The 255-nt window shown below is 31.0% G+C and carries 1 protein-coding gene; it reads right to left on the bottom strand.

Annotated elements, in window-relative coordinates; translation table 11 throughout:
• A partial coding sequence (locus tag ACEN33_RS12590) for a transposase (RefSeq protein ID WP_407095225.1) occupies positions 1-255 on the bottom strand: 255 nt, incomplete at both ends.

Here is a 255-nt window from a genome sequence, read left to right as displayed (position 1 = left end):
GTCATTTAAATATCGGCGATATAGCCTAAAAGCCATCTTAACATTTACCTGATAATCCCAATGTCGTTTCTTTTTAGGAAATTTTACTTGTCCAACTAACCTCATGGTGAAATTGTAAGTAATTAATATTGCATATATTTCTTGATAGATTTGGCTGCTTTCTTTTGTATGTAAGTATTCTAAATCAACTGAATGCTTTAAATCACGAAAAGAAGTCTCAATTCCCCACCGTAAATGGTATAATTCTTTTAAGTC

It is taken from the genome of Ruoffia sp. FAM 24228, from assembly GCF_045528575.1.
In the GTDB taxonomy this organism is placed as follows: Bacteria; Bacillota; Bacilli; order Lactobacillales; family Aerococcaceae; genus Ruoffia; species Ruoffia halotolerans.
Note: the sequence above shows the minus strand (reverse complement) of the source record. Positions and strands in the feature narration are given on the sequence as shown.